This window comes from Syntrophomonas sp. UBA5494, from assembly GCF_002426325.1.
The window spans coordinates 2,339-11,027 of sequence record NZ_DIPG01000145.1 but is presented as its reverse complement, the minus strand read 5'-3'; the positions used below and the strand labels follow the sequence as shown (position 1 = coordinate 11,027).

Annotated in this window: 9 protein-coding genes and 1 tRNA gene; 1 reads left to right on the top strand and 9 read right to left on the bottom strand. The window is 51.2% G+C overall.

Annotation, left to right across the window (positions count from 1 at the left end; genetic code table 11):
• A partial coding sequence (locus B3W37_RS16365) for an ABC transporter permease (protein ID WP_483176455.1) occupies positions 1–636 on the top strand: 636 nt, incomplete at its 5' end.
• A gap of 189 nt (positions 637–825) precedes the next feature.
• Here the strand turns inward: B3W37_RS16365 and B3W37_RS16360 are convergent.
• The 9 genes from B3W37_RS16360 to B3W37_RS16320 form a co-directional block, all read right to left on the bottom strand.
• Positions 826–1,215: a type II toxin-antitoxin system HicB family antitoxin gene (locus B3W37_RS16360; protein ID WP_483169120.1), complete on the bottom strand. Its 390-nt coding sequence runs from the start codon at positions 1,213–1,215 to the stop codon at positions 826–828.
• A gap of 24 nt (positions 1,216–1,239) precedes the next feature.
• Positions 1,240–1,413, bottom strand: coding sequence for a type II toxin-antitoxin system HicA family toxin (locus tag B3W37_RS16355; protein ID WP_483169122.1), 174 nt, complete (start codon positions 1,411–1,413; stop codon positions 1,240–1,242).
• Between the two features lie 818 nt (positions 1,414–2,231).
• On the bottom strand, positions 2,232–2,999 hold the full coding sequence (locus B3W37_RS16350; protein ID WP_481037845.1) for an ABC transporter ATP-binding protein: 768 nt from the start codon (positions 2,997–2,999) through the stop codon (positions 2,232–2,234).
• Positions 3,000–3,020: 21 nt separating this feature from the next.
• Positions 3,021–3,806 carry an ABC transporter permease gene (locus tag B3W37_RS16345; RefSeq protein ID WP_483169123.1) on the bottom strand — a complete coding sequence of 262 codons (786 nt, stop codon included), beginning with the start codon at positions 3,804–3,806 and terminating at the stop codon, positions 3,021–3,023.
• Positions 3,803–4,822: an aliphatic sulfonate ABC transporter substrate-binding protein gene (locus tag B3W37_RS16340; RefSeq protein WP_483169125.1), complete on the bottom strand. Its 1,020-nt coding sequence runs from the start codon at positions 4,820–4,822 to the stop codon at positions 3,803–3,805. Before B3W37_RS16340 ends, B3W37_RS16345 begins: the two co-directional genes overlap by 4 nt.
• The gene (locus B3W37_RS16335; RefSeq protein WP_481037848.1) at positions 4,819–5,298 is read right to left on the bottom strand and encodes a pyridoxamine 5'-phosphate oxidase family protein; all 480 of its coding nucleotides are present in this window, start codon (positions 5,296–5,298) and stop codon (positions 4,819–4,821) included. Before B3W37_RS16335 ends, B3W37_RS16340 begins: the two co-directional genes overlap by 4 nt.
• Positions 5,299–5,308: 10 nt before the next feature.
• On the bottom strand, positions 5,309–6,580 hold the full coding sequence (locus tag B3W37_RS16330; RefSeq protein ID WP_483169127.1) for a radical SAM protein: 1,272 nt from the start codon (positions 6,578–6,580) through the stop codon (positions 5,309–5,311).
• A 48-nt stretch (positions 6,581–6,628) separates the two neighbouring features.
• Positions 6,629–7,837, bottom strand: coding sequence for a methionine adenosyltransferase (gene metK / locus B3W37_RS16325; RefSeq protein ID WP_483176454.1), 1,209 nt, complete (start codon positions 7,835–7,837; stop codon positions 6,629–6,631).
• Positions 7,838–8,430: 593 nt separating this feature from the next.
• A tRNA-Pro gene (locus tag B3W37_RS16320) sits at positions 8,431–8,507 on the bottom strand.
• Positions 8,508–8,689: the final 182 nt, after the last annotated feature.

The window sequence follows — 8,689 nt, the reverse complement described above, 5'->3', positions numbered from 1 at the left end:
CTTATATTGGCGGGTTTTATACTCGCGTTTGTGTTCGATAAGCCCAGTCCGGTGATAACGGCAGCAATCATAGCATTGATGGAGTGTTTTGCGATTTATACCGTATTTAATAAGTTCAAAGCAGAGTTGTCGCATGAGCTTAAAAAAACCATTGCTTTCTCCATGACGGCCGGGACATTGTCCTGTCTGTTTTACTTCCTGTTCGTAGTTGTGCGCATCAATCCATGGTATGATCCCCAGTATTTTATACCCATCGCCGGGATGATTGTGGGCAATTCTATGACCGGGATATCATTAGGCGTCAAGTCCCTGGTCGAAGGCATGACGACACAGAAGAATCTGGTTGAAGAAGCCCTGGTTCTGGGCGCAACTCCGCAAATGGCCACCAGGTCGATTATTAACAGCACCTTTGACGCCGCGATCATGCCGACCATCAATTCCATGGTCGGTATGGGGATTGTTTTCCTCCCCGGAATGATGACCGGCCAGATCTTGTCCGGTACTTTGCCCGCAACCGCGGTCGCTTATCAGATAGCAATAATGCTGGGAATACTTGGAGCGGTGGCCTTGACAGTTATTTTAATGCTGCAATTGGGATATCGCAGCTTTTTTAACGAAGAAGATCAGCTTATTTGATCGATATCTGGCGCGGTCCGCTAAAGCCGCGGCTTGATCCGCTGGAAGAATTAAAAGCCCATGTTGCTACGGGGGCAGACAGAATAAAAAGGTCAAAGCAAAGGACGTAAAAAAAGAAAACGATCCACAATCAGGAGAGTGCCAAACCTATGGAAGTTGAAAGAGCCAGGCGTTCCCCCGGCTCTTTTGTTATTCAATCCCTAATTGCTGTTTTAAGGCTTTTTGCAGGGCTTGGGAAAAATTAATGCCGGCATTTTCCGCACGTTCGTTTAACCAGCTTGGTAAGGTGAGATTTTTACGGACAGTGCGGTTATCGTGGGCGCGGCGATACTCTTCGATGTCGATGTCCACGAGGGTCTTTGTTTCCTTTGCATTTGTTTTAATTTTGGCAATATCGCTAGGAGCAGGGATGGTTCTGCCCTCATCCTGTTCATAGCAGATCCACATGCCGATAGCGTCCCGGGCCATAGAGATGGCTTCAGGTATATCGGCGCCTTGAGTAGATATATCCAGATCGGGAATTGTTACGGCGTACATTCTTTTTGCGGGTGTTAAAATAACAGGGTATGCGGTTTTCATTGTCATTACTCCTTTCTGCGGAGTTTATTTCAGCCCCGCTCTCTTGAGGATTGCCTTAGCTGTTATCTCGTTGATTTCTTTGTGTCTGGGGATTGGCTCTGACCGTTCCCCGTTAGTGTAGATAGTGTGGTTGTCACCTTCCCGTGCTTTCCACCAACCGTTGTTTTCTAGTTTTTTGATTAAGTCCCTCCGTTTCATGTGCGCACCTCATGGCATTATTATACGCATTAAATGCGCATAAGTAAAGGAGCTTTAAGAAAAAAGTAAGAAATTTTGGGCCTGACGGGAGCCGGGCTTTTTTGTTTTTCAAATACCCATCCTGGGAGGTGGTGCTATATAGATGCCCAAAGCGTATGCGTACGCTTTTGTTGTTCAATCTTGTATTTTCTAATAAAATGGTCCCCGCGTATGCGGGGGTGATCCTGCCGGTGGCGGCGACCGAGGCGAAGTGATCCAGTGGTCCCCGCGTATGCGGGGGTGATCCCCAATAAAAGGTAATTGCTTAATATTAGGAGGACCAATTCGCAGCAGACAGGCAGACAAAAACAGGTCCGGGACTTTGCCAGGCCTGCCGGTTATTCAATATAAAAACCTGGTTGAGGTCATTTTACTCGAGTTCAATCGGTTTATCACTTCAGCTTGATTCCCGTTCATATCGTATAACTGAAAGGCTTCTCCGCTTCGGCGAAAAACTCGCCCTTGTATATAATAACGGGTTAATTGGCTAGGCGGTCGAGGTGCTTAAAATAAGGGTGTTTGCTTTCTCCCTGGGTTTTCCGGATTTGATAAGATTCATTAATAACCTCTTCCGGTTCGATCACCTGCCTTAATATTCAACTTATGGTTTTTTAGGCATCGGAAGAAACTACGCAGCAGTTTCAAGCCACTGCTCGTTATAATCCCGCACAGAAATAAAAGAAGACCGGTCGGCATTGGGCAATCCAACCTGGTCTCCAGCTGTCTGGTCGGCTGATAATGTGTTATGCCGGCAGATAATGGGAGGACAGTTTCCTTATCTAAATAGAATATTCGATATCGGTCTTGAATTCCGCGAAAAATTCCTGATAGATCTCGTTTCGCAGTCTGGTATACTCGTAACTGCTGCGCTTGCGCGGGTGCGCCATATCGCTTTTCACAATTTTCTTGATGGTCCCGGGGCGGCGAGACATCAGCACAATGTGGTCGGCAAGGAACACCGCTTCATCGATATCATGCGTGACGAGAACTATGGTTGTTTTTTCCTGCTCCCAAATTTTCAAGATCTCCTGCTGCATGTTGATGCGCGTAAAGGCATCCAAAGAGCCAAACGGCTCATCGAGAAGCAGCACATCGGGGCGGTTCACAAGTGCCCGCGCGATGCTGACCCGCTGCTGCATGCCGCCGGAAAGCTGTCCGGGCAGCGCCGTTTCAAAACCAGTGAGACCTACAAGCTTGATATGCTCGTCGATCTGTTGCCGGTCTTCCGGCGAGGTTTTGAAGATGCCAAAGCGGATGTTTTCACGCACCGACAGCCAGGGAAACAGCCTCGATTCCTGAAAGATCATGCCGATTTCCAGCGTCGGCTCTTTAACCTCGCGCCCGCGCAGACGGACGGAACCCTCCGTCGCGGATTCAAGCCCTGCCATAATGCGCAAAAGCGTGCTTTTTCCGCATCCGCTCGCCCCTACGATACTGTAAAAGCTGCCTTCGGGGATATCGAGATCAATATCGCGCAGCACCTCAAGATTGCTTCCGGACAGAGAAAACGTCTTCTGCACGTGCTGGATGTTTAAAAACGGCTCCATGTCATGTCTCCTTTATCCACGTTATGCCCACTTGATGATCTTATTCTGCAGTCGGGCCAGCAGGATGTCGATTAAAATGCCGACCACGCCTATGGTCAACAGCCCGAGGAACATGGCTGCGGGCAGGGACATTTCCCTGCCGTAGGAGATGATATATCCGACGCCGCGGGTCGCGCCGATCATTTCGGCAGCCACCACGCCGCGCCATGCGGTGCTGAGTCCCAGCCGGAACCCGGTGACAAGCTCAGGCACGGCCGCCGGAAAAATGATGCGGCGCAGAATGGTGAACCGGTCCTTTTTCAAAAGCCGCGCCACTTCAAGGTATTTTGAGTCGGTGCTTCGGATGCCCTGCTCGGTGTTTAAGAGCACCGGCCACAAAGCGCCCACGGCAATGACCAGAATTTTGGATTTTTCGCCGATTCCGAACCACAGGATGAAAAGCGGCACCAGACCCACCATAGGAATTGGCCGGAGCACGCCGAGAATGACAGCTGACAGCCGGTTAAACCACGGAGAAAGACCGAGCAGCGTCCCGAAAATCAAGCCGGTCAGGCCGCCGAGAAGAAACCCGGCGCCTACGCGGCTAAAGCTGCTCGCGAAATGTTCAGACAGCAATCCGCTTTTCGCGTAGGACACCATGGTCTCCATAATCTTCTGCGGCGTCGGCAGGATTGACAGATTTAGATGCCCGCCATCGCCCAGGACCTGCCAGACGGCAATCACAAATAGCGGTGCGACCAAGAAAAGCGCGTAATCTATAATCTGTCCGACCTTTTCGTTTCGTCTCGGTCTTTCTGATTTATTCATTGTCCGAGCCCTGTTAATTTCACATAAGTGTCGTCCACAAGATCGTCCGCGTCAAGCTGCTTGGTAATAAAGCCCTGATCCAGGCTGAATTCGATGGTATTGTTCAACGCATCGACCAGATCCTGATCTACGCCGACCTTCCAAACTTTGTCGATATAGTATTTGCGGGTACCTTCGAGGTCTTCGCTGCCCATAAATTTGGCCACGATTTGGACCGACTCGTCAAGATTTCCCGCGATCCACTTGTTGGTTTGGTTGATTACCTTGAGATAGCGGGCGACGATTTCGGGGTTTTTCCTCAAATACTCTCCGCGGCCATACGCGACGACCATGATCTTGTCGTATCCTTCGGTCGTCGAAACCTCGACCATGTCGTCACGCGCCAAAAGCTTCGAGCGCTGCGGTTCATCCAGCACCGCCGCGTCGATCACGCCTTGGGTAAGGGCGGTGACGCCCTCGGCTTTCTGCAGGTTCAGCATTTCGATGTCGTTCTCGGAATAACCCAACGTACGAACTATGTTGAGCAAGGCCTTGTGAAAGTTTGAGCCGAACTGAATGGCGATTTTCTTGCCTTTGATGTCCTCAAGCTTTTGGATGCCCGACTTCTTGTTGGCGATCATGCTGTATCCCTTGGGCGATTCCCAGAGATAGGATATCACCTGGATATCCACACCGTTGCCCCAGACCTGGATCGTGGGCATATCGCCCATGTTGGCGATATCGATCTGGTTGGTGGTGACAGCCTCGTTTTGAGCGGGGCCGTTTGCAAAATGCGGGATTTCCACTTCGACTTTATCGCCGAATTCTTCCTTGAAAAAGCCCTTTTCATACGCAACGATGATTGGGAAATAGTTTAAGTTGTGGCCCACGACCAGCTTGGTGGCCGTGTTCAGTTCCCCGGCGGGCGTGACAGGCGCGGTGGCGGTATTATCCGCCTTTTTGGCGCAGCCAAACAGGGACAGCATGCCGACCGCGAGCAAAACAACCGCAATCCATTTGTAAACACGCATTTTCATTTGTACTCCTCCTTGGTAATATGGTCAATGTGGATTTCATACGGATGTGCCGCTCTTTCATACGCCTGTCGGGTTGAAAAGGTCTGTTCTCTTTCCGTTTCCGGGGTGATCAGCCACAGCGCCGAAAGGTCAACATCCTCGCCGAGCAGCTTTTGCACCTTGTCGTATGCGTCTAAAAACAGTTGCCCGGCGATAATCGCTTTTTGGGGCACACCCTTGATCTGGTAGCTTTTATGATCGGGCGTCACCGCGGTGACAGCGACGGTCTTATGAAACCAGATGCTGTACACCAGATTTTTCTGGGTCTGTGAGGTTTCCAGAAGCTCGTAAACCACAACGCTGCCATCGTCCAGAATCGTGATCAGACCCTTCGGCACCGCGTGCGGGGCGCCGTCCTTTCCGACGGTGGCAATGATTTTAACAGAATCTGGCGAGCGAAACGCCGCGATAGCTTCCGGCGATAATTGAAATGACATGACGCGCCTCCTATATCCGGTCTAAGTTTACATTCGGGTGCATTCCGCATTTGCGATAGCTGTCCATATAAGTCGGGATCCGGTATTTCTGCAGGATATCGTAAAACCCTTTTGTGATATGCACGTAATAATCGAGTGATGGGGGATTCTGATTCCAGAAAATCGAGCCCGGCACCACGTTCCAAACGTCGTGCTTTAACCCCACGCCGTGGCTTGCCAGCTCTTCCGCCTCCTCAAGGTCCACGCGAATCGCCTCGGCCTCCGAGGTGAAGCCGTGGGGCGTGGCCAGTTCAGCCCCGCTCACAATGCCGGTGTTGACTTGGCCTTTGCCGAAAATCTCTACCGCATCGTACAGACGGCGCTTCCATTCGTCATAGCTGATGTACGCCGCTTTTCCAGGGCAGAGCCATTTGTAAATCCGCTCGTCGAAGGCCTCAAGATCGGTGGTATAACTTGTCAAACCGGTTTCATAGTAAAGCCGTTCAAGCTGCTTGCGATTAAACGCGGTGCTGTTGACCTGGCTTGGGAAACGCGGCGTTTCAAACACCGTGCCGAGTACTTTCAGCGCCGCGATATACCCCTCGAGCTCGTCGTCGAAGGGCTCGTTGCCGCTGAAAATGCTGCCACCCGTCAGAATTACGCCCACAAAGCGTCCTTTTTCCTTAACAAGCTCCAGCATGGTTTCGCGAAGATCGTCCGCGTTGAAGCGCTCGTTGGCCTTGCCTTTGTACCGCACACCGCCTGCCCCGATACCGCAGTATTTGCAGCCGTGACCTGGTACGGCCCAGAAGTGGCAGTAATTGCTCATTGACACGGAATATCGCTGCGGGCGGGCGTCGAGCACCTCTTTCATCGGTGTGCCCCGGCTTGTGGTTTTGTCGAAAAATTGAGGTTTTTCCCAATACTCGACCTCGTCGATTATCCGGTCTTCATCCACCAGCACGGTTTTCCCGTCCACCACGTCGATTAGATAAGGGTCGCGCCACGTTTGCGTGCTGGTCTCCGACACGATGATGCTGGTGCCGTCGCGCAGCAGCAGCGACGTGGGAATCCCCCTGCCCTCATATACCGCGAAATGCGGCTTGGTGATCTGATGAATCGCGGGGTCGAGCCGGGCAAGCGCAGCGTCGGTATAATGCACCCCGCGCCGCTGTACGTCAATCTGTGTAATGATAAAAGGGGAGACGGTGGGATATTTTTTCAATATTTCAAAAAAACTTTCTTCTTTTTTCCGCCAGTCGGGGTCGATCTTAGGTTTTCTGATTTTTTCTTCCGTTGCCATGTCTACAATCTCCTTTCATGACTGATACAATTACTACCATCTTCCCTGTTAACCGACCTTTCCCAGGCTGCCGGCCTGTTTGAGCTGGTCGACTTTATCCAGCCGCTCCCAGGGTAGATCTATATCCGTCCGTCCGAAATGCCCGTAAGCGGCGGTCTGTTGGTAAATGGGGCGTCTTAAATCGAGCTCCTTGATGATCCCGGCCGGACGAAGGTCGAAATACTGGTTAATCAGGTTAATCAACTGTGCATTACCGATTTTTCCGCTCCCAAAAGTATTCACATATATGGACACGGGATGAGCCACCCCGATTGCATAGGCAATTTGGATCTCGATCTTCTCGGCCAGACCGGCGGCCACAATATTCTTGGCCACATACCGGGCCGCATATGCTCCGGAACGGTCGACTTTGGTGGGGTCTTTGCCGGATAAGGCGCCGCCGCCATGCCGCGCGTAACCTCCGTAAGTATCGACAATGATTTTCCGGCCCGTTAATCCGGAATCGCCTTGGGGACCGCCGATCACAAACCGGCCGGTGGGATTCACGTAATATTTGGTGTCGCTGTCCAAGAGATGACTGGGAATTACCGGCTTAATCACCTGCTCAATCACATCTTTTCTAATATCGTCGAGAGCCAGGTCGGGATGATGCTGGGTTGAAATCACCACCGTGTCCACTCTCAGCGGTTGTCCGTTTTCATATTCGACCGTTACCTGGCTCTTGCCGTCCGGCCTTAAATAAGGGAGTATTCGGTTTTTTCTCAGCTCGGCCAGCCGTTTGGTCAGCCGATGGGCCAATACGATAGGCAGAGGCAGGTATTCCGGAGTTTCGTTGCTGGCATAACCAAAAACCAGGCCCTGGTCTCCCGCCCCGATCAGATCCAGCTGGTCAGCGTGCGGCTGGCTGCTTTTGGTTTCTGCCGAGCGGTCAATCCCCTGGGCGATATCGGGTGATTGTTCGTCGAGAGTGGTTATGACCGCGCAGGTATCTCCGTCAAAACCATATTTGGCCCTGGTATAGCCGACCTTTTTAATGGTTTCTCTGACAATCCTGGGGATGTCGATATAGACTGCGGTGCTCACTTCTCCGGTCACCACCACCAGACCGGTGGTGACCAGGGTTTCCACCGCCACCCGGCCCTCCGGGTCGCCGGCTAAAATGGCGTCCAGAATACCGTCAGAAATCTGATCGGCCAGCTTGTCAGGATGGCCTTCGGTCACCGATTCCGAGGTAAATAAAAATCTTTCCGAACTCATTTTTCTCCCTCCATATGAATTTGAATTCCAACTGATCTTCCCCATCCCTCTGCCTTAAGATTCAACCTGTGTCCTTTAAGCATCGGAAGAAACTGCGCAGCAGTTTTAACACAATAATTCCGTTACAGAAAGAAAAAAAGACCAGTCGGCATTTTGGCAATGCGACCTGGTCTCCAGATGTCTGGTCAACCGTTATAACCTAGTAAACTTATATGATTATTAATATATTATATTCTCCCTTTCAGTTTTGTCAATCCAAAAATTTTGAAGTTTATGCCAATCCGCTCTTTTCCACATAAATGGTGAACATTCCGTCATGATTGTTGACCGCCAGGATCCTGGCTGGATAGCTCTTTCAGTTGCCGTTCAATGGCAAATAAATCGATTGAAGTAATCAAGCCCCACACTGGCTGCCACAGGCTGGTCTTTCTGGGCAGCCGGCAATGTCCTTAATGCTTCGATAAATTTCCTGCGCACATGCGCCCAGCCAATAATAAGGGATAATGCGGAACATAGTATGGGACGCCATCCTGAGATCAGAAAAAGCGCCCCATACAAAAACCCGCCAGCATCGGCGGGTTCGATATTCTTCATGGTCGGGGCGACAGGATTTGAACCTGCGGCCTTCTGATCCCAAATCAGACGCGCTACCAAGCTGCGCCACGCCCCGAGCTCTTATATATTATCATCCCTCAGGAGAAGGTGTCAATTTCGAGCTTAGCCTGGTCTGGAATTAACAGCAACGCCAACCGGGGGTATCATCTGCTGTGATAGATTGTTCCGCCTCCCCGACCTCCCGGCACAGTTTTGCTGGGAATAGCAGCGGCTTATACCCCGGCTGAATATACCGTA

Bases quoted from the DNA above. Each gene is read 5' to 3' on its own strand.
- B3W37_RS16360 (WP_483169120.1), bottom strand. From the start codon at position 1,215: ATGAAAACCGCATACCCTGTTATTTTAACACCCGCAAAAAGAATGTAC.
- B3W37_RS16355 (WP_483169122.1), bottom strand. From the start codon at position 1,413: ATGAAACGGAGGGACTTAATCAAAAAACTAGAAAACAACGGTTGGTGG.
- B3W37_RS16350 (WP_481037845.1), bottom strand. From the start codon at position 2,999: ATGGAGCCGTTTTTAAACATCCAGCACGTGCAGAAGACGTTTTCTCTG.
- B3W37_RS16345 (WP_483169123.1), bottom strand. From the start codon at position 3,806: ATGAATAAATCAGAAAGACCGAGACGAAACGAAAAGGTCGGACAGATT.
- B3W37_RS16340 (WP_483169125.1), bottom strand. From the start codon at position 4,822: ATGAAAATGCGTGTTTACAAATGGATTGCGGTTGTTTTGCTCGCGGTC.
- B3W37_RS16335 (WP_481037848.1), bottom strand. From the start codon at position 5,298: ATGTCATTTCAATTATCGCCGGAAGCTATCGCGGCGTTTCGCTCGCCA.
- B3W37_RS16330 (WP_483169127.1), bottom strand. From the start codon at position 6,580: ATGGCAACGGAAGAAAAAATCAGAAAACCTAAGATCGACCCCGACTGG.
- metK (WP_483176454.1), bottom strand. From the start codon at position 7,837: ATGAGTTCGGAAAGATTTTTATTTACCTCGGAATCGGTGACCGAAGGC.